Genomic DNA, 20,197 nt, shown 5'->3' on the forward strand with positions numbered 1-20,197 from the left:
GTTGGCGCTCCTTCGAAACGGGCGAAGGCAGCGCGGAGTCTAAGCCCTGATCGGGTCAGGGCACTGTTCATCGCTGGCTCATTCGCCGCGCTCCAGGCGGGCGATCTCCTCGGCTCGGGCGGCAAGGATCAGGGCGGCGGCGCGCTCCTGGTCCATGTCTTCGATGCCGAACTCGAGGATCTCGTCGGCGGCCAGGTCCGACAGGTCCTCACTCGTACGCACGCCATGGCCGGCCAGGGCGTAGGCGGTTCCCTCGTCCATGCCTTCCAGGGCGAGCAGGTCTTCAGACGGCGAACCTTCATCCAGACCTTCTTCCACCGCGAGCGCTTCGTTGAGCAGCGCATCGCGGGCACGGGCACGCAGTTCTTCGACGATGTCTTCGTCGAAGCCTTCCACGGCCAGCAGTTCGCCGACCGGGACGTAGGCGATTTCTTCCACGGTGTTGAAGCCTTCGGTCACCAGGATGGCGGCGATTTCTTCATCCACTTCCAGCTTGTCCATGAACAGCTGGCGGGCAACGCCCTGCTCTGCCTCGGACTTGGCGGTCACCTGGTCCTGGGTCATCACATTCAGCTGCCAACCGGTCAGGCGGCTGGCCAGGCGCACGTTCTGGCCGCCCTTGCCGATCGCCTGGGCCAGGCGCTCTTCCGCCACGGCCAGGTCCATCGAGTGCTTGTCTTCATCGACGATGATCGACTGCACTTCCGCCGGCGCCATCGCATTGATGACGAAGTTGGCGGGGTTGTCGTTCCACAGCACGATGTCCACGCGCTCGCCATTGAGCTCGTTGGACACGGCCTGCACGCGCGAACCGCGCATGCCGATGCAGGCGCCGATCGGATCGGTGCGCGCGTCGTGGGCGAGCACGGCGATCTTGGCGCGGTCGCCCGGGTCGCGTGCACAGGCCTTGATCTCGACCAGGCCCTGGCCCACTTCCGGCACTTCCAGCTTGAACAGCTCGATCATGAACTCCGGGGCGGCGCGGCTGATGAACAGCTGCGGGCCACGCGGTTCCGAGCGCACTTCGGCCAGGTAACCGCGCACGCGGTCGCCGGCGCGCAGCACGTCGCGCGGAATGCCCTTGTCCTTCGGAATGAAGGCCTCGGCGTTGCCGCCCAGGTCCACGTAGATGTTGCCGCGCTCGGCGCGCTTGACCACGCCGGTGACCAGTTCGCCCACGCGGTCCTTCCACGCATCGACCACCTGCTGGCGCTCGGCTTCGCGCACGCGCTGGACGATCACCTGCTTGGCGGCCTGCGCCGCAATGCGGCCGAAGTCCGGGTTTTCGATCTGTTCTTCGATGAAGTCGCCCACTTCCACGCCGTCGGCTTCGTCGATGGCGTCCATCAGGCGCACCTGGCGGTCCGGCGATTCCATGACCACGTCATCGGCCACCACTTCCCAGCGGCGGAAGGTTTCGTAGGTGCCGTCCTTGTGGTCGATCGACACACGGGCCAGCACTTCCTCATCGGGGTAGCGCTTCTTCGCGGCCGAAGCCAGCGCGGCCTCGATGGCATCGAAGATCACTTCACGCGGAACGCCCTTTTCATTGGCGACCGCATCCACTACCAGCAGAAGTTCCTTGCTCATTGGCTCACTCCGCGCGCGGCTTCTTGGCCGCGGGCTCGTTGGATGGTTTCTTGTTCGCCTTGCCACCCTGCTTGGGCGCCGGGCCAGTCGGTTTGGTCGGAGCCAGGCCGAGGGCGGCCCAGTCCGGCATGATGCGTGCCTTGTCGATATTCTCGACATCGGCGGTAAACGGGGAATTGTCGACCTTGAAGGTGACCGTATTCTGTTCGGCGTCCACGCCCAGGATTTCGCCCTGCAGGCGGCGGCGGCCGTCCTGCGGCAGCTTCAGCACGACCTTGGCCGATTCGCCGATGGCGCGCTCGAACTGCTCGAGGGTGAACAGCGGGCGGTCCACGCCCGGCGAGGACACTTCCAGCGTGTAATTGGCGGTGATCGGGTCTTCCACGTCCAGCTGGGCCGACACTTCGCGGCTGACGCGCTCGCAGTCGTCGATATTGACCATGCGCTCGGGCTGTTCGGCCAGCGGCACGTCGATATACAGGCGCAGCGTGGCGCCACCCGGGGCGGTCAGGTATTCCACACCCAGCAGCTCGAGACCCAGCGACTGAACGGTGGGGCCGAGCAGATTCGCGATTTCAGTTGCCTTGTCGCTCACAGTCTGCCTTGATTCGTTGAAAGAGGTGCTGCCCCGGCTTGCGCCCTGGGGCCCGGAAACAACAAAGGGCCCGCTGGGCCCCTTGTCCGGAACGACTCCGGTCATGCTGGATGGCCAGCCTTCCGGGGGGTCACGACTACCTGGTGGGAAGTCGCACGGCCCGGAAGCCGGTCGCGGGACGGTCCGCATTCCGGGGAATGGGTCCTGTCAGGTAGTCCGCTAAGCCGTGGATGATAGCCGTTGCACCGCGCTGGTGCAACGGCTGGGGACCCTTCAGACCTGGGCACCCCGTTCAGATTTACCTGCCGAAGCCCAGCGAGTCGTAGCCGGGCAAGGTCGCCTGGTCATAACTCGGCGGCCGATCGAGCAGCGACTTCCATCGGGCACCGATCCAGCGCACCAGCTCCTGCCGCCTGGCCGCCTGCTCGTAGGCGGCCATCGCTTCAATGGCGGAGACATGCCCGGCCGCGTTGACCGGCCGCCCCGCTCCCCCGGTGACGGCCATATGCCCGGTCGTGTAAGCAGGGGACGGATATTGTTTGAGCGGTGGGGGCGTCCACTCCACCACAGGTTGATAATTCGCATTCGCCAAGCCGTCGAGAATCGCGTTGTTCTCCGCCGCATTACTGCCATCAGGGTGGACGGCCAGCTGTCGGCGGAATGCAGGGCGCCCCCCCCGGTCGCGGGGCCGAATTTGATACGGGGTACGTTGCGAACGTGCGCGACGACTTGCCCAGGTGCGGCGCCTTGGCCGCATACCAGGATGAGGCAGAGGGCGAAGGCGCGGGCGTACGCGCTGCGGACGAAATCATTCCCTGCGAGGCGCGCCCTCCCCCTGCGCCCGCCCGCAGCGAGATCGCGGTGGACCGACCACCGGCAATGCGTTGTGCGAAGCGTCCGAAGCGCATGGCGCCTTTCATTGCTGTCTTGGCAACGGCCGGTGCGGCACCGGCGACCCCCAGCCCCACGCCGACCCACCCCAACACGTTGGCGGCCTTTTCATCACCCGCAGCGCTCGCGCCAAGGGCGCCCACCTCGGCACCTACTGACAGGACACCCAGGGTGGTGGCGGCAATGGCCGCTGCACCGGATTTGGTGAGCGCTGCGATTCCGCCGGCCGCTATCGCACCGACTGCTGCACTGGCCGCGCCGAAGCTCGCCACTACCGCGACCACGCCCAAGGCGATTCCCACGCCGGCCAGGATCCACTTCAGGAAGTGGCCGCTCGGATCGGAGAAGTTGATCGGGTCGCCCGCGCAGTAGGCCAGTGTGTTCAGGCCACCGGCACTGAACGGGCTGGCCGAATCCGGCGCCAGGAACATACCCAGGGTGGGGCTGTACGGACGATGGTGGCCGGGGCCGAGCAGATAGCAGCCCGAGCCGACATCCAGCGATTCGCCGTTGAACGCAGGCGTGGCGCGCGCAGCGGTTTCCTCGCGGTGGCCGTGCGGCGCGTACGCCAGCGTTCGCACCTCGGCATCGGCTTCCAGCAGGACCGAGCCGCCGGGCGCGCCGGCGAGCAAGGTGGAGCGTTCGCCCGGCCCGGCCACCTGCTCCGCCACGGACGTCACCCAGGTCACCTGGACCTCGTCGCCGCCGTCGTTGGCGGCGCGCAGTTCGTTGACCACCCGCCCATTCCGCCAATAGCGCCAGTGCGTACGGTCCGGATTCGACATTCGCACCCACAGGCCACCAGCGTCGTAGCCATAGGACTGCGGCAGTTCGAACGGACTGCGACCCGTGTCATCGTCATGCGTTGCCATATGCGTGCTCCGTCGGTGTCATTCGGGAACGGGCGGCATCATGCCGTGCCGCCGCAGCAGGTTGTCCATTTCGGCATTGCCGTTCATCTGGCGCAGCTGGGCCAGGATGTCGTCGCCCCCGAGCTGGCGCACCATGTAGAAGTCGATGAAGTTGTGCATCGGCGTGGCGGTACTGGGGTCGGTGACCTTGACCGCGCGCAGCCGGGTATTGGTGGTGATCGCTTCGGCGATGCCCTTGCCGTTGACCGCCGGACGCTGGGTCACGCGCAGGGCGTCGACGTCGTCGGCATACATGGCCAGCACCACGCCGTCCTCGCTGCGGCTGGCGTAGTGCGCGGCCGAGCCGTACCGATCGGTTACATATAGGCTGTCGGCACCGCCGCTCAGGATCTTCTCGGCGTTTGCGCCGGAGGTGCCGTGGTAGCCCACGAAGGTGGAGCCGCTGCGCCCCGAACTGGAGCCCGGCACGATGGGCGCCCGGCGGGGCCGTTGCGCCGGTGCGGCCATGCTGGCCCGGCGTGCGGGGGCGGCCATGCTGGGCCGACGCGCCATCTGCTGTCCTGCGCTGATCGCACCGTCGCCGGACAAGCCCACGCGGCGGATGCGGTCAATGCGGCGGGTAAAACCGGTAAACCGGGTGAGCAGTCGGCCCGCCCCCTTGGCGACGGCGGGCGCGGCGCCGACCAGGCCCAGCCCGAGACCTACCCAGCCGAGGACCTCGGCCGTCGCATGATTGCCTGTTGCGCCGGCGACAATCGCGCCCGTTTCGGCGCCGAGCGCGGACACGCCCAGGGTCAGGGCCGCGATCGCGCCTGCCCCGGATTTGGTCAACGCGGCAATCCCTCCCGCAGCCAGTGCACCCACTGCCGCACTGGCCGCGCCGAAGCTGGCCACCACCGCCACCGCGCCGAACACGATGCCTGCGGCGGCAACGATCCACTTCCAGAAATGCCCACTCGGATCGGAGCGGTTGATAGGGTCGCCTGCGCACCACGCCAGCGTGTTCAGGCCGCCCGCGCCAAATGGACTGGCACGATCTGGCGCCAGGAACACCCCAAGCAGCGGGCTGTAGGGACGATGATGTCCCGCGCCCAGCAGGTAACAGCCGGAGACTTCGTCGCGCAGCTCACCGTTGAAGGCTGCGGTCGTCAGGCCCCCGTTGCGGTGCCCGTGCGGCGCATAGCTTGCCTGGCGCACCTGTGCGTCAGCCTCGAGCAGCACCGAACCTGCGGCGTCGGTGGCCAGCAGCATGCGCCGCGCAACGCCGCCATCTGTTTCCTCGACCATCGGTCGCCCGGCCTCGCGCAGCCAGGTGACGCGCACGTCGCCATCGCCCTGCCTGCGCAATGCGTTGGCCGGATACCTCCCACGCCAGAACAGGTCGCTGCTTCGTCCTGGCGCGCGCATGCCGGCCAGCAACCCGGTCGCGTCATAGCAGTACTGCTGGATCGGCATGCTGTCCATATCGCACTCGTGCGCGGTCAGAAGTAGAACTCGTTCGGGTTGTAAGGCGGTGGCGAGCCCTGCGGATACGGCGGCGGCAGGCCAGGATCGTAGGCCGGTGGACTGGAAGGAAAACGTGTGAAGTTCCGATCTGCGAAAGCAGGGGGAACATCGTCCCAGCGGGTTGCGGTACGCCGAAACGGGTGAAGGTTCACGGGGATCTCCCGAGCCTGGGCTGCGCGGACAGGCGTACGCACCGCAGGACGGGGGGGGGGATTCGGGTTCCAGCGTGCCAACACCCGGTCTGAGCCAAACTGGACGCTGGTTAAACCTTCTTCGTGGGTGAAATCAAACATCGCCTCCCGCCCCCTGGCTTGGCCGAGCCAGTTTCTCGCGTTGGCCTGCGCGTTGGACCGGCCGTACTCGGAGAGTTCGCTCAGGAGCGGATAGCTACGGTTTCGTGCCAGCTCGCGCGCGGTTTCGTTTGCGTAGCGGCTGCGGGTAGCACGGCTCACCGCCTGCACGGAATCTCCGGTACCGGAGGCGCCGGCCTCGGCGGCCCCGCCCACCGCGCGGGTCTGTTGCGCCCAGCTGGCACCGGCCCGGGACGCACCGCGCCCGGACAGCCCTACGTTGCGGATGTTGGCGATGTGGCGATTCCATCGGGTGAACTTCTGCCCGAGCTTCACCACTGATTTGGCGATGGCCGGCGCGGCCGCGACCAGGCCCGCTGCGCCGATGCCAAGACCGACATACGAGAGGATCGACGAGGTGGCTTCGTCCTTCACCGTAGCAGCCGCGATTTCAACGCCCAGTCCCGCAACGCCAAGTGCAGCTCCGATCACCCCGGAAACCGTTACGCCCACCACCGCCAACGTACCGAAACTCGCGACAGTGGCGATGGCCGCAACGGCAATGCCGATCCATTTCCAGAAGTGCCCGCTCGGGTCGGTACGGTTGATCGGGTCACCCGCGCAGTACGCCAGTGTGTTCAAACCACCGGCACTGAACGGACTGGCCGTATCGGGTGCCAGGAACATGCCCAGGGTGGGACTGTAGGGGCGATGGTGCCCTGCCCCCAGCAGATAGCACCCGGAACCGGCATCGAACCATTCACCGTTGAAACCCGGGGTGGCGAGCGCCGCGGTTTCGTCACGATGGCCATGCGGGGCGTACGCCAGGGGGCGAACGGCCGTGTCCGCCTCGAGCAGGACCGAGCCACCGGGTGCCGACGCCAGCAGCGTCGAGCGCGCACCGGCACCTGCCACCTGCTCGGCCAGCGTGCTGCCTGCGCCGCCTACCCAGGTCACCCGGTCGTCGTCCGCGCCATCGGTGGGCACCCGCAGCTCATTGGCCACCCGCCCGCCCGCCCACCAACGCCAGTGGGTACGATCCGGCCGGGTTAGACGCACCAGGACACCGGCTGCGTCGTAGCCATAGGACTGCGGCAGCCGCCCCAGTTGGAGGACGCCTTCTTCGCCGTGCGTAACCATGGGCTACCTCGATGCCGTCGGAGCGGCCACTTCAACCAGCTGGTTCTGCCGGTTCCAGCTGAGCGTGCGTCCGCGCTCGTCGCGAATCATCCGCCCTGCCCCGTCCCACTGCAGATCCAGCAGGCGACTGGGATAGTCCTGATGGCTGTGCACGATCCGGGTGAGCTGGGCGGGATCATCTTCCTCGTAGTCGTAGCGCGCGACATTCCAGCCGCCGGGGAAGCGCGTGGTGATGCTGAGAATGCGGTCGAAGGCATCGAAGCGGAACTGCTGCCGGTTGATGGTCTTCCCCCAGGGATCAACCGGTGGTTGGCTGCCCGTGCACCGGTAGTCGACCAGTCGACCGCGTTCGTCGTAGGTGAAAATCTCCTGCCGCAGCACGTCGCCTGCCTGCTCCAGCTTGCGTTTCTCGAGTCGTCCGCTGTGGTCGTAACGCATCGACAGCTCCTGGACCACGGTCTTCCCACCGGCTACGGCGGTGAACTTCCGGCTCAATTCACGACCGAAATCATCGAACACGATGTCCGTCACCATGGACTGCAGGCCTTCGTGCGTCTCGATCTTGTGCACGCGTCCGAAGGTGTCGTACGTAAGCTCCGCGGTGAGGTTGCCGTGCGTAAGCTTCTCCGGGCGATCAAACTGGTCGTGGGTTACCTCCTGCGTCACCCCGAACACGTTGGTGTAGGACTGTGCGGTACCCAGCAGCGAGTGCCGATGCGATGCTGAACGTTCCACACCGGTCTCGTTGTTCCAGCGCTCGACCTTGAGCATTCCCGAGTCGTAGTACTCCAGGTTCTTGGTAAGGCCGTCGCGCTCGGTGCAGGTGAGCTGCGCGTTCTTGGGGTTGTAGTGGAAGATCGACTCGCTCTCCGACGTCATCTTGGTCAGCCGCATGCCGAGCCTGGGCTCGTAGGTGTAGCTCACCTTCTCGTTCAGTGGCGTGATCATCGACTCTGGCTGCAGGATGCCTTCGTCGTAGTTGAAAGTCACCGTACGCCCGCCGACCACGTAGGTGCGTCGCCGCGACAGGCCATCGAAGGTCTGCGTGCCCAGCAGCAGGCGCCCGCCCAGGCTGGGATGGGTGATACCGATCTCCACCGGCAGCTCATCGCCGCTGTGGTCGGCGTACCTGGTGTCGACCTCGGCACCATCGGTCAGGGTCGTGCTGACGACGCGGTCAAACGCATCGAACGTATAGGAGGTCTTGTAACCACGCCGATCTGTGGACTCCACGCAGCGCCCGATGCCATCGTACTCAAACGACTCCGTGCCGTGCAGCTTCCCGGCGGCATCGAGATACTCGATCTTGTACGGTTTGCCGAACACGGTGCCGTACGTCTTGGTCTGTCCGGTCTTCTTCCCGCCCGCATCCTCGATCCACGTGGTTTCGACCAGGGTCAGGGGGTCGGCGTCGATGACGTCCACGGTGCCGTCCGGGTGCACCGTCCGGGTCTGCTGGCCCCAGTCGTCATACACGAACTTCGTGGTCAGGGTGGCACGCTTCACGCCATCCACCCAGTCGGTGTGGCTCTGCGCGACCAGTTCGCCGAAGGCGTTGTAGGTCTTGGTCCAGATCTCCCGGAAGGTGTCGACCTTCACGTCCACGTCTTCGACCTCGCCCCGCACCTCCCGACCCAGGCCATCCAGGTGGGCTACCGCACGGCCACCGGTGACCTCATGGGTGGTGATCGAGACCGGATCGCCCGCCTTGCTGGCCAGCACGTAACTCATGGTACGCGTGGCCTCGAATGTCGTGCCCGGCGCTGCCGTCTGCGCGACCACGCGGCCCAGCACATCGAAGGTGTAATCGATGGCGCTGTCGGCCTCGTCCTCATGGATGGTCAGACCGCTGACCAGCGATTGGACTTCTGTGGCGGTACGCTTGTGCTCGTCATGCCCGGTGAACACGGTGTCGATCCGCAGCGTCGCTTTGGCCTCGTCCAGTGTATACGTGTACTGTACGTTGGAAGCGTGGCGATTGAGCGTGGTGGTCTCCTTGTCCACCAGGCCATGCCAGGCGCTTTCGACGTCGTTGATGTACTCCGTGCTGCTGGTACCCAGGTCGATCTTCATATCGCCATCGAGTGCCACTTTAACTTCGTTGACCAGCACCAGATAGCCGGGATCGTCTTCAACACGGGACGGGAGCAGGTCATACCGATAGATGGTTTCCACCGGCGCAGCACCCGCCGCGCGCCCGGGCATGGGCGTGGCGGTCAGCGTCTTCAGGCTGCGCACCATGTTCAGTGGATCCGGCGGGCAGCCGTCTTCGCCTTCGGCCTTGTAGTAGGCGCGTGTCTCGGTCAGCCCGGTTTCGTCGAGCTGGTAGATGAGATTTCCGTAGTCGTCGTAGTCGGTGATAACCACCTCCACGCGCGGAGGGGGCGGGTTTTCCCCGGTCCGTGACCAGGTGGTGGTAACGGTGTGCGGCAGCTGGAAGTACGGCTTCTGCTCGACAAAAGGAAGCGCGGGGTCGTCGTGGTAGTCCGTGCTCTTCGCCAGCACGCAGTCGTTCTGGGTAGTGGTCTCCTTCACCAGCAGATGCAGGCGGTTGAATTCGGACCTGACGGTGCGTGTGAGCTTGCCGCTCTCGACCTCCATGTCCATGGTCGCGATGCAGTGGTAAAGGTATTCCTCGCCCGCGGCTGCAGTGAGACGGTATAGGTTGTCTTCGTTGGCGCGCCATTGCAGGCCCGAATTGTGACCAAGATAATTGCGGCTGCTGTACTCGTACGTTGTCGTGATGGGAGGTTGCGGATAGGCCGTCCGCCGGTGCAGCCTGACATACGGGACGTGGCTGGTTGGTGCACCTGGCAGGCACTGATGGCCTTCCTCGGTGTACTCCACCGTTTCGAAGCCGCCGGTCGGCAGTTCCACTTCGGTGATGTAGTTCAGCCCGCCAACCTTTTTGTAGGTGAACCTCCATCCCGTATCTCCCACCTCCTCCGGGAGCTTCAGGCGCGACAGTTTGTCGTTGTTCTGGACCAGGGAAAATACCACCGGCTTCGGACGCTCGGGATGTACCGTTACCGTCACCAGGGCCGACGTGCGCTCGATCGCCAGCAGCGTGTGCGTTTCGTCACTCACCTTGCGCAGGCGGGGGGCTGCCGTGAACGAGTACTCCAGGTACACGCGTCGCCCGTCCGGCGAGCGGATCTCCACCGGAACCGCCACGTCGGCCGTGCCGTTCAGCGTTGACAGTTTCTCGACGACGCCATTCTTGTGCTGAACCCAGAACGTGCCGGCGCTGTCCGGGTCACGCCGCATGTGGAACGTCACCAGCTTGCGATCCTTGAAGGTGAATTCGCTCACCGTCAGGTCTGCCACGAAGCGTTCGCCGGTAGACAGCGACACGATCCTGTTCGACGGTTCGTAGGTGGTGAGCCCTCCCAATGCCCAGCCTTCGCCATAGCCCAGGTCGTCGATGAGCTGGGAACTGAAGCCCAGGCTCAGCTGCACCGTGGGCCCCTGCAGGTTGTTGGCCTCCAGGGCCGGCAGGCTCATGGAACAGGTGAAGTCGCCGGTGCGCACGTCCACGCCCGTCTGCAGGTGGCTCAGGAAGTTCTGCGCATTGGAGTAGTTGGGCGATCCCGTATTGAACGGGCCCTCCGGAGCGGATTCGGGTTGTTCGGATGGATCCTGGATGGTGTCATCGGTGACAGACATGAACGTGCTCCGCTTGGATGCTGCACAGGGAAGTGGCAAAGGCGAGGCGGCGCCGGCGCTTTGGCGCCGACGGCACATGCCAGAACGGAAGACGCTACTTGTACAGCTCGAGGTCGAACCGACCGGTCGGGCTGTCGTCCTTGAACTTGATGTTCAGTGCGTGGTCGTTGCCGTTCGCATCGATCGCGGTAACCTTGCAGGGCCCATCGTGGTATACGGCGCTGTCATAGTCGAAGAGGATGTTCGTGTCGCCGGCAAGGATGATGGTCCCCTTGTCCTCGATCGGGTTGCTTATCGTGGGATTGGGAGTGTGACTTCCGTACACGATCTGCCGGTTGTAGATGGCTTCGTCGCTGTTCGGCTCGCCATAGCCCACGTAGGAGGCGAAGGTTTCCTGCGGTGCCTTGTCATGCCATTGGATCATGCCGCCCTTTTCGACTTCCATGCTCCGGAACCCGACGGGCACGTTGTCGTTACCCACTACGGCCAGGTGGTAATACGCAACGAAGACCGGCGAGCCGCCATCTTCGCGAAGACGGTCCTTGTCGAACTCGCTGGCTGCATCGCGGATGCCGGGCGTTTCGCGCACGATGATCTTTTTGAAGGGGTAGTTTTCGATGGTGTAGCTCGGCGGCTTGATCGGCCGCAGCGTCACCTCGTAGTCTTTCTCCCAGAAGTCCGTTCCGTTGGTGATGATCACCTGGTTATCGCTTTCCCGGGTCAGCGCCAGCGCCAACCTATGGGTGAGTCCGGAGCCTTCAAGGGTGGAAACGAACAGGTCGATGACATACTTGCCGTCCTCCGCAGGACCTGCGGATGCGGGCGCGAGGGTGCTCTTCCCGTTCTCGGGGTAGTAGTCATAGCCCTGCCAAACCCGCCCGATCTTCCAACCGGCAGGCAGCTCTTCATCGGTGTCATAGTTGACCAACCTGACGCTGGCCAGCTCCTTTGTTGTCAACGCGGCCGGTACACCATCCAAATGGGGATGGATGTGGACCTGCAGCAAAACTTCCTGGCGACCGTTCGCATAAAGCCGTGTGCCGGGCGAGCGTATCGTTGCATCAAAGCGGGAGAATGCATTGAACGTGTGCTCTGCCCGCCCCGGGGCAGTTGTGTTCTTTTCCATGGCGAATTCCCCATCGAACTACCGCAAGAATCCCCCGATTCCTGTCTTGGACAGAACCTGCTATGTACGCCCGGCATCGTAAATTTGGCGTGAGGTTTTTCTGCGATTTTCGTATGCCCTGCACTTCATGCCAGGCTAACGGCGCTGGCGGTATCCAAGGCGATGCCGGAGGCATCCGCTCGTCCACCGGCAAGGCAACGGGGGTTGCTGTCGCGCGGGATCAGTCGCGCTTGCGAGGGCATCACCTTGGCGCAGGTTCCATCGGCAACGCCGACACGCTCAATCTCCGCGCTCGCACACTTCTGCTATGACGCCGAGGGCCTGCTGTCCTGCATCAGCAGTCCCGATTCAAATCGGTATCGCTACTGGCGGGACGACCGTGCCGCTGCCGAAGCCGGGACACAGGATCCCGACCCGCACGACCCGGTGAGTTGGTTATGGATCGCCGATCAGCCTGTGGCCGAACTCGCGCCTGCGCGATCGTTCGTGCCGCTGCTGCTGGCCACCGATGCATCCCTCTCCCCTGCCCTGGAACTGGACGACGCGCCGCGCGGGGTGGCCTACGCGCCACACGGACACCACGCGGCCACGTCACTCCGCCCGCTATCGCCGCTTGCGCAGCTTGGCTTCAACGGCGAACTACTGGACACGGCCAGCGGCCTCTACCTGCTGGGGCCGCGCAACCACCGCCCCTACTCGGCCAGGGATCGGCTTGACCGCCGCCGGCGTCGTCGCCGCACTTCCCGCCATCGCCAAGGCCGGGACGCAACTGGCAAGCAAGGGCAAACGGTTCGTGCAGCGGCTGGCGAGCGCGCGGCCGCAGACGTTCGCCGACAAAGGCATGCGTACCACGTTGAAGGCGTGGCCGATCAGCACGTCGGCACGCGGGTCGCAGACAAGCATCGTCAGTGTGGGCGACGATCTGCTCGGGAGCTCGCAGATTGCCAGTGACGATTTCATCGACATCTTCCAGGGCCACGGCGCGCGGTTCCTGACCGCTACGAAGGAGAACGTGTCGGGCGGCAAGCTGGCGTCCATCATTCGAAAGAGCTTCGGCAAGGACCATGTATTCCAGCGCATGGAACTGCAGTCGTGCAGGACGGCGTTCGGCGGCAAGTACGCGTCGCAGGCGCAGCGCGTGGCCGACAAGCTGGGCGTACCCACCAGCGGGTTCCAGGGAAAGGCCGAGTTCATGCCCAACATGGGCCGCAACCGGAGTTTTGGCACGCGCCGGATCATGGAACCGCAGACCGGCTGGCGCAAACGTCGGACCGCCATCCTCAACGGTGTGCTCAGCCGGCTGGTGGGACTTCGCTACAAACTCTCTTCGATATAGCGCGGAGTGCGCGCAACGCAAAACGGCGACCCGAGGGTCGCCGTTCTGGTGCTGGATGTCTGACGTCCAGCAATACTATTTGGTAGCGGGGGCAGGATTTGAACCTGCGACCTTCGGGTTATGAGCCCGACGAGCTGCCAGACTGCTCCACCCCGCAGCAGAAGCGGAATTGTAAGGGAGTTTACCCATTCGTGCAACCCCACGATTCGTTGCGATCAGCTTGGCTGGGGTTGCCACGCAGGGCGTGGCACTACCGCGGAACGAGAAAGGCGACCCCGTTGCCGGGATCGCCTTCGTCGTTCCAGTCACCGGTTTGCACCGGGACAATTTGGTAGCGGGGGCAGGATTTGAACCTGCGACCTTCGGGTTATGAGCCCGACGAGCTGCCAGACTGCTCCACCCCGCAGCAGAAGTGGTGAGTCGATTCATACCGCAACGATATTCTGGCGAAACCGCTGCATCAACAACTCAGGAAACGAATATTACACTATTCACGCAGTTTTGTATCGCTTTTTATGCGAGATGTGCAAAAGCCTGCTGACACCAGACCATGATCGGGTTCCAAGCCAGGCCGAGCGCCAGCAGCGCCAGGGCATTCACGCCCAGCACAACGCCCAGCACGCGGTCGTTGTTGGCCGGCAGCGGCTCGCCCACCGGCTCGTCGAAGTACATGACCTTGATCACGCGCAGGTAGTAGAAGCAGCCGATCACCGCGCAGATCACGCCGAGGATCGCCAGCCACAGCATGCCGCCGTTGATCGCCGCGCCCAGCACTGCCAGCTTGGTCCAGAAGCCCAGGAACGGCGGAATGCCGGCCATCGAGGCCATGATGCACAGGACCAGGCCCGCCATCCACGGGTTGCGGGCGTTCAGGCCCTTCAGGTCGTCGATCTTCTCGGCATCGAAGCCATTGCGCGACAGCGCGATGATCGCGCCGAAACCGGCGGTGGACATGATCGCGTAGCTCAGCGCATAGAACAGCGCTGCGGCGTAACCGCGCTCGCCGCCGCCGGCAATGCCGAGCAGCAGGAAGCCGATGTGCGACACGGTCGAGTAGGCCAGCATGCGCTTGAGGTTGCTCTGGGCGATCGCCATCAGGTTACCGACCACCAGCGACAGCGCGGCCAGGCCACCAATCAGGTACTTCCACTCGTCCGACAGCGGGCCGATGCCCATTTCCAGCAGGCGGTAGGCCATGCCGAACGCGGCCAGCTTCGGCGCCGAGCTGATGAACAGTGCGATCGGTGCCGGGGCACCCTGGTACACGTCAGGCAGCCACATGTGGAACGGGGCCGCGCCGAGCTTGAAGGCGACGCCGGCGATCATGAACACCGCGCCGGTCAGCAGCAGCATCTTCTCGTCCGACTGCGGAATGGCGGCGTTGATCGCGTCCAGGTGCAGCGAGCCGGTGGCGCCGTAGATCAGCGACATGCCGTACAGCAGCAGGCCCGAGGCCAGCGAACCCAGCACGATGTACTTCATCGCCGCTTCGGTCGCCAGGCCATTGTCACGGTTGCTGGCCACCAGGGCGTAGGAGCACAGCGCCAGCAGTTCCAGGCCCAGGTACACCATCAGCAGGCTGCCGGCCGAGACCAGGATCATCATGCCGGCGGTGGCGAACATCACCAGTACCGGGATTTCACCCTGGAACAGGTCGCGCTCGCGCAGGTAGCTCCAGCCATAGATGAGGGTCAGGCCGCTGCACAGCACGACCACGACCTTCATCACATCAGCCGCGGTGTCGCGGACGAACATGCCGTGGAAGACCTCGCCCTGCCCGCCCACGCCCGTGGCGAGCATGAACAGCACGACTGCCAGCGCGGCAACCGAGAACAGGTGGGTCCAGATCTTGTTCTGCTTGCTGATGAACAGGTCGAGGATCATCAGGGCGAACGCACTGCCGATCAGCACCAGCTCCGGAGCGAGCGGCGGCAGGTCAGCGGCGGTCAATGGCAACAGCGGCGAGGTGGTCATCATCAAATCCTGGAATTACAGCAGCTTGCTGGATGCGATCTGCATCGCCAGCTTTGCGATCGAGGGCTCCATCAGGTCGGTCAGCGGCTTGGGATACAGACCCAGCGCCAGCGTACCGACGGCGAACACGCCCAGCACCAGCCACTCACGGCCGTTGATGTCCTTCAGTTCGGCCACGTGCTTGTTGGCCACTTCACCGAAGAACACGCGCTTGTACAGCCACAGCGTGTAGGCGGCGGTGATCACCAGGGTGGTCGCGGCGCCCAGCGCCAGCCACGGGTTCCGCTGGAAGCTGGCCATGATGATCATGAACTCGCCGACGAAACCGCTGGTGCCCGGCAGGCCCGCATTGGCCATGAAGAACAGCATGGCGAAGGTGGCGAACCACGGCATCACGTTGACCACGCCGCCGTAATCGGCGATGCGGCGGCTGTGCATGCGGTCGTACAGCACGCCCACGCAGGAGAACATCGCACCGGACACGAAGCCGTGCGAGACCATCTGCACCATGGCGCCCTGCAGGCCCAGGCGGGCGGCGTCGGCGTTGCCGGCGTCACGCACCAGCCACAGCGCGATGAAGGTACCCAGGGTGACGAAGCCCATGTGCGCGATCGACGAATAGGCGATCAGCTTCTTCATGTCGTCCTGGACCAGGGCGACCAGGCCGACGTAGATCACCGCGATCAGCGACAGCGCGATCACCAGCCAGGCCCAGTCGTGCGAGGCGTCCGGGACGATCGGCAGGTTGAAGCGCAGGAAACCGTAACCGCCGATCTTCAGCGCGATGGCGGCCAGGATTACCGAACCGGCGGTCGGCGCTTCGACGTGCGCGTCCGGCAGCCAGGTGTGCACCGGGAACATCGGCACCTTGACCGCGAAGGCGATCAGGAAGGCGAAGAAGATCCAGGTCTGCTCCTGGCTGGACAGCTGCAGCTGGTACAGGTCGGCCAGCTGGAAGCTGCCGCCCTTCAGGTACAGGTAGATCAGCGCCACCAGCATCAGCACCGAGCCGAGGAAGGTGTACAGGAAGAACTTCAGCGCGGCGTAGATGCGGCGCGGGCCGCCCCAGACACCGATGATCAGGAACATCGGTATCAGCATCGCTTCGAAGAACACGTAGAACAGCATCGCGTCCGTCGCGGCGAAGATGCCGACGGTGACGCCTTCCAGGATCAGGAAGGCCGCCACGTACTGGTTGACCCGCTTGTCGATGGCGCTCCAGGCGCCGATCAGCGCCAGCACCGAGACCAGCGTGGTCAGCAGGATCAGCGCGATGGCGATGCCGTCCACGCCCAGGTTGTAGCCGATGTCGTAGGCCGGGATCCAGGCGCGGGTCTCGACGAACTGCAACGCGTCGTTGGACACGTCGTAGCCGCTGAGCAGCGACAGGCTGGCCACGAAGGTCAGCACCGCCACGCCCAGAGACGCCCAGCGGGCGGTCTGCGCATCACGGATGGCAAGGATCAGGGCACCGCCGAGGATCGGCAGCCAGATGAGAACACTGAGTAGAGGCCAGTTCGACACGTCTTCTTATTCCGTACAGGTCATCAACGCAGGTAATGCATCAGGACGCCCAGCAGGGCAATCAGGCCGATGATCATCGCGAAGGCGTAGTGATAGAGGAAACCGGATTGGGTGCGACGCAGCAGGTTGGCGGCCAGGTCGATCAGGCGCGCCGAACCGTTGACCACCACACCATCGACGATGTTCGTGTCGATCGCGCGCGAAACCTTGCCCAGCTTGACGCCGCCACCGGCGAAGCCGCCGATCCACAGCTTGTCGAACCCGTACTTGTTTTCCAGCACCGAGACCAGCGGCGCAAAGGTCTTGCGCGCACGGGTCGCCAGTTCCGGCTTCCACAGGTAGAACAGCACCGCCAGCAGGAAGCCGGCCACGGTCAGGAAGAACGCCGGGGCCATCATGCCGTGCAGGGCGAACGCGACCGGACCGTGGAACTCTTCAGCCAGGGCGCCAATGGTGTTGCGCGCCGGGTCATAGAAGTCGACCACGCCGGTGAAGAACGAATGCACCTGGCCCGGAATCGCATGCTCGGCATGGTGGCCGGCCCAGTCGGTGCCGTACAGCATCGGACCGATGCTGAAGAAACCCACGAGGATCGACGGGATTGCCAGCAGGATCAGCGGCAGGGTGACCACCCACGGGGTTTCGTGCGGCTCATGCGGACCGTGGCCATGGCCGTGGTCGTCATGGTGCGCGTCGCCATGGTGGGCGTCGGCATGGTGTGCATCGGCAGCATGGTGGTCGTCATGGCCGTGGCCATGCGCGTCATCGTGGTGCGCGTCGCGGAAGCGTTCCTTGCCATGGAAGGTCAGGAACAGCAGGCGGAAGCTGTAGAAGCTGGTGACGATCACGCCACCCAGCACCGCCCAGTACCCGTAGGTCGCCACCCAGCTCGAGGAGACGTGCGCGTGGTGCTGCGCCGCTTCGATGATGGTGTCCTTGGAGTAGAAGCCGGAGAAGAACGGGGTACCGACCAGGGCCAGCGTACCGATCCACATGGTGATGAAGGTGATCGGCATGTACTTGCGCAGGCCGCCCATCTTGCGCATGTCCTGCTCGTGGTGCATGGCGATGATCACCGAGCCCGCGCCGAGGAACAGCAGCGCCTTGAAGAAGGCGTGGGTCATCAGGTGGAACACGGCCGCCGAGTAAGCCGACACACCCAGCGCCACGGTCATGTAACCCAGCTGCGACAGCGTGGAGTACGCGACGACGCGCTTGATGTCGTTCTGCACGATGCCGATCAGGCCGGTGAAGAACGCGGTGGTGGCACCGATGAACAGCACGAAGTTCAGCGCGGTCTGCGACAGCTCGAACAGCGGCGACATGCGGGTGACCATGAAGATGCCCGCGGTGACCATGGTCGCGGCGTGGATCAGTGCCGAGATCGGGGTCGGGCCTTCCATCGAGTCCGGCAGCCAGACGTGCAGCGGCACCTGGGCCGACTTGCCCATCGCGCCGATGAACAGGCAAATGCAGATGATGGTGGCGATCGACCAGATCACCGGCTCGCTCATCAGCTGGATGTTCTGGCCGAACAGGGTCAGCGAACCCGACCAGACCTGCAGCTGCGCTTCCGGGTGGGCCAGGATCGAGGCATTGGCGAACACGGTGGCGTAGTCCAGGGTGCCGAACACCCACAGCACGCCGGCGATGCCGAGGATGAAGCCGAAGTCGCCGACGCGGTTGACCAGGAACGCCTTCATGTTGGCGAAGATCGCGGTCGGACGCTTGAACCAGAAGCCGATCAGCAGGTACGAGACGAGGCCCACCGCTTCCCAGCCGAAGAACAGCTGCAGGAAGTTGTTGCTCATCACCAGGGTGAGCATCGAGAAGGTGAACAGCGAGATGTAGCTGAAGAAGCGCTGGTAGCCCGGGTCGTCCTGCATGTACCCGATGGTGTACACGTGGACCAGGAACGACACGAAGGTCACCACCACCATCATCATGGCGGTGAGCTTGTCGATCATGAAACCGACATGCGCCGAGTAACGGCCGACTTCAAAGAAGGTGTAGACGTTTTCGTTGAACGGCTGCGCGCCGCCCCACAGCAGCTGGTAGAACACATAGCTGGACAGCACGCAGCTGACCGCGACACCGAGGATGGTGACGGTCTGGGCGCCGAGGCGACCCACCTGGCGACCGAACAGGCCGGCGATGATGCTGCCGAGCAGTGGCGCAAGCACCACGGCGATCAACAGACTCTTGGAGAGAGTAATTTCCATCTACGGATCAGCCCTTCAGCGAATCGACTTCGCCGACATTGATGGTGCGGCGGGTACGGAACAGGGTTACCAGGATCGCGAGGCCGATCGCGGCCTCGGCCGCGGCCACGGTCAGGATGAAGAACACGAACAGCTGGCCGGCCGTGTCGCCCATCTCACGCGAGAACCCGACGAAGTTGATGTTCACCGAGAGCAGCATCAGTTCGATGGACATCAACAGCACGATGATGTTCTTGCGGTTGAGGAAGATGCCGGCAAGGCTGATGCAGAACAGCAGCGCGCCAAGGGCCAGGATATGACCAAGGGTGATCACGGGGCGGCCTCCTCGTTGCTGGACGGCTTGGTAAGGGTGTGAACCACCGGCTTTTCGGCATCCATCTTGACCACGCGCAGGCGGTCATGGCCCTTGACCATGGTCTGCTCGGACGGGTTCTGGGTCTTCAGGCCGGTGCGGCGACGCAGCGTCAGCATGACGGCGGCGACCACGGCCACGGTCAGGATGACGGCGGCGAACTCGAACGGCAGCAGGTATTCGGTGAACAGGCTGCGTGCCAGCCAGGTGATGTTGGAGCTGTCGGCGGCGAGCGCGGCGGCGTTGTCGGCCGGCAGCGGGTTGACCGCCCTGCCCTTCACGCCGATCAGGATCAGCATCTGCACCAGCATGGTGACCGCGACCACCAGGCCCAGCGGCAGGTAACGCACCCAGCCTTCGCGCAGGTTCGAGGCGTCGATGTCCAGCATCATCACCACGAACAGGAACAGCACCATCACCGCGCCGACATAGACCAGCACCAGCGCCACGCCGAGGAACTCAGCCCCGACCAGGATCCAGATGCAGGCCACCGAGAAGAAGGTCAGGATCAGGCACAGCACGGCATACACCGGATTGCGCACGCTGATCACCGCCGCGGCGGAAATGCCCGCCACGATGGAGAAGACCCAGAAGAAGATATTTACCCAATCCATCATGGACCTCAGCGGAAAGCGGCGTCGGCGGCGCGACGCTCGGCGATTTCGGCTTCAAGCCGATCACCGAGGGCCAGCAGCTGCGGCTTGGTAACGATGTTTTCGCCACGCTTCTCGAAGTGGTACTCGAGGATGTGCGTCTCGACGATCGAGTCCACCGGGCAGCTTTCTTCGCAGAAGCCGCAGAAGATGCACTTGAACAGGTCGATGTCGTAGCGGGTGGTACGGCGGGTGCCGTCTTCGCGCTTGGCCGAGTCGATGGTGATCGCCAGCGCCGGGCACACCGCTTCGCACAGCTTGCAGGCGATGCAGCGTTCTTCGCCGTTGGGGTAACGGCGCAGCGCGTGCAGGCCGCGGAAGCGCGGCGACTGCGGGAACTTCTCCATCGGGTACATCAGCGTGTACTTCGGCTTGAAAGTGTACTTGAGGGTCAGCCACAGGCCCCCGAGCAGCTCAAGCAGCAGCAGGCTTTTGAAGTAATGGGTAATTCGATTCATCA

At 64.4% G+C, this 20,197-nt stretch carries 15 protein-coding genes and 2 tRNA genes; 1 reads left to right on the forward strand and 16 read right to left on the reverse strand.

From position 1 onward, the window contains the following. Positions 1–78: 78 nt before the first annotated feature. From nusA to HGB51_RS04800, 8 genes are all read right to left on the reverse strand, one after another. Positions 79–1,590 carry a transcription termination factor NusA gene (nusA, locus tag HGB51_RS04765; protein ID WP_070207821.1) on the reverse strand — a complete coding sequence of 504 codons (1,512 nt, stop codon included), beginning with the start codon at positions 1,588–1,590 and terminating at the stop codon, positions 79–81. Positions 1,591–1,594: 4 nt separating this feature from the next. Further along, complete coding sequence (gene rimP, locus HGB51_RS04770) at positions 1,595–2,185, reverse strand: ribosome maturation factor RimP (protein ID WP_070207820.1); 591 nt, start codon at positions 2,183–2,185, stop codon at positions 1,595–1,597. A 298-nt stretch (positions 2,186–2,483) separates the two neighbouring features. Then, positions 2,484–2,690, reverse strand: coding sequence for a hypothetical protein (locus tag HGB51_RS04775; protein WP_141739126.1), 207 nt, complete (start codon positions 2,688–2,690; stop codon positions 2,484–2,486). Between the two features lie 127 nt (positions 2,691–2,817). Beyond that, positions 2,818–3,948 carry an RHS repeat-associated core domain-containing protein gene (locus tag HGB51_RS04780; RefSeq protein WP_171966742.1) on the reverse strand — a complete coding sequence of 377 codons (1,131 nt, stop codon included), beginning with the start codon at positions 3,946–3,948 and terminating at the stop codon, positions 2,818–2,820. Between the two features lie 18 nt (positions 3,949–3,966). Continuing rightward, on the reverse strand, positions 3,967–5,412 hold the full coding sequence (locus HGB51_RS04785) for an RHS repeat-associated core domain-containing protein (protein ID WP_070207237.1): 1,446 nt from the start codon (positions 5,410–5,412) through the stop codon (positions 3,967–3,969). Positions 5,413–5,429: 17 nt separating this feature from the next. Beyond that, positions 5,430–6,884 carry an RHS repeat-associated core domain-containing protein gene (locus HGB51_RS04790; protein WP_070207236.1) on the reverse strand — a complete coding sequence of 485 codons (1,455 nt, stop codon included), beginning with the start codon at positions 6,882–6,884 and terminating at the stop codon, positions 5,430–5,432. Positions 6,885–6,887: 3 nt separating this feature from the next. Then, on the reverse strand, positions 6,888–10,421 hold the full coding sequence (locus HGB51_RS20450; RefSeq protein ID WP_171966743.1) for an RHS repeat domain-containing protein: 3,534 nt from the start codon (positions 10,419–10,421) through the stop codon (positions 6,888–6,890). Between the two features lie 223 nt (positions 10,422–10,644). After that, positions 10,645–11,676 carry a hypothetical protein gene (locus tag HGB51_RS04800; RefSeq protein ID WP_141739084.1) on the reverse strand — a complete coding sequence of 344 codons (1,032 nt, stop codon included), beginning with the start codon at positions 11,674–11,676 and terminating at the stop codon, positions 10,645–10,647. A 712-nt stretch (positions 11,677–12,388) separates the two neighbouring features. On the opposite strand from HGB51_RS04800, the gene HGB51_RS04805 reads away from it, so the two are divergent. Then, positions 12,389–13,012 carry a hypothetical protein gene (locus HGB51_RS04805; RefSeq protein ID WP_070207233.1) on the forward strand — a complete coding sequence of 208 codons (624 nt, stop codon included), beginning with the start codon at positions 12,389–12,391 and terminating at the stop codon, positions 13,010–13,012. 80 nt (positions 13,013–13,092) lie between these two features. Here HGB51_RS04805 and HGB51_RS04810 read toward each other — a convergent pair. From HGB51_RS04810 to nuoI, 8 genes are all read right to left on the reverse strand, one after another. After that, positions 13,093–13,169, reverse strand: a tRNA-Met gene (locus tag HGB51_RS04810). Positions 13,170–13,341: 172 nt separating this feature from the next. Beyond that, positions 13,342–13,418, reverse strand: a tRNA-Met gene (locus HGB51_RS04815). Between the two features lie 107 nt (positions 13,419–13,525). After that, a complete protein-coding gene (gene nuoN, locus HGB51_RS04820; protein WP_070207240.1) occupies positions 13,526–14,986 on the reverse strand; it encodes an NADH-quinone oxidoreductase subunit NuoN in 1,461 nt (486 codons plus the stop codon). A 15-nt stretch (positions 14,987–15,001) separates the two neighbouring features. Then, entirely contained in the window at positions 15,002–16,510 is a 1,509-nt protein-coding gene (locus HGB51_RS04825) for an NADH-quinone oxidoreductase subunit M (protein ID WP_070207232.1), read from the reverse strand. A 23-nt stretch (positions 16,511–16,533) separates the two neighbouring features. Beyond that, complete coding sequence (gene nuoL / locus HGB51_RS04830) at positions 16,534–18,732, reverse strand: NADH-quinone oxidoreductase subunit L (RefSeq protein WP_070207231.1); 2,199 nt, start codon at positions 18,730–18,732, stop codon at positions 16,534–16,536. A gap of 7 nt (positions 18,733–18,739) precedes the next feature. Further along, positions 18,740–19,045: an NADH-quinone oxidoreductase subunit NuoK gene (nuoK, locus tag HGB51_RS04835; RefSeq protein WP_068853402.1), complete on the reverse strand. Its 306-nt coding sequence runs from the start codon at positions 19,043–19,045 to the stop codon at positions 18,740–18,742. Beyond that, complete coding sequence (locus tag HGB51_RS04840) at positions 19,042–19,701, reverse strand: NADH-quinone oxidoreductase subunit J (RefSeq protein ID WP_171966744.1); 660 nt, start codon at positions 19,699–19,701, stop codon at positions 19,042–19,044. The genes nuoK and HGB51_RS04840 overlap by 4 nt, the downstream gene beginning before the upstream one ends. 5 nt (positions 19,702–19,706) lie before the next feature. After that, the gene (nuoI, locus tag HGB51_RS04845; protein WP_070207230.1) at positions 19,707–20,195 is read right to left on the reverse strand and encodes an NADH-quinone oxidoreductase subunit NuoI; all 489 of its coding nucleotides are present in this window, start codon (positions 20,193–20,195) and stop codon (positions 19,707–19,709) included. Positions 20,196–20,197 lie beyond the last annotated feature (2 nt).

The organism is Stenotrophomonas bentonitica (genome assembly GCF_013185915.1).
GTDB lineage: Bacteria > Pseudomonadota > Gammaproteobacteria > Xanthomonadales > Xanthomonadaceae > Stenotrophomonas > Stenotrophomonas bentonitica.